The organism is Alcanivorax sp. HI0083 (genome assembly GCF_001635175.1).
Window position 1 is genome coordinate 1 of sequence record NZ_LWFX01000395.1, and the last position, 386, is coordinate 386.

The following is a 386-nucleotide window of genomic DNA, read 5'->3' on the forward strand; positions in this document are numbered from 1 at the left end:
GCCGGTGGCACGGAACGTCGCCCGGTGGTGCTGATGAAAGTGTGCATGGGCAATACGGTGTACGAAGAGCAGTTCACCCTGAACGACCGCTCGGACATGATCTACCCGATCCTGCTGGGCCGCCGTACCATTTCCCACCTTGGTTATCTGGACGTGACCCAGACCTTCCAGCATTCACCGCAGTGCGACAAGAACTCACCGGTGAAGATGGACAAGGACCAGAAAGACGATGAAGACATTAATGACTAGCGCAAGATGCCTCACGCCTGACGCACCACGCAACAACGCGGGCTAACCCTCTTGGGAATTGAAAGACCGTGCCCGCGCAAAACCTTTAGCGCGGGTACGGCGTTACTGAACAAGATCACTTTCTTCGCATTCTTACG

Annotated in this window: 1 protein-coding gene; it reads left to right on the forward strand. The window is 55.7% G+C overall.

The features are described 5' to 3' along the window. On the forward strand, positions 1 to 249 hold a 249-nt coding region (locus A3754_RS04065; RefSeq protein ID WP_197468439.1), incomplete at its 5' end, for a RimK/LysX family protein. Between the last annotated feature and the right edge of the window lie 137 nt (positions 250 to 386).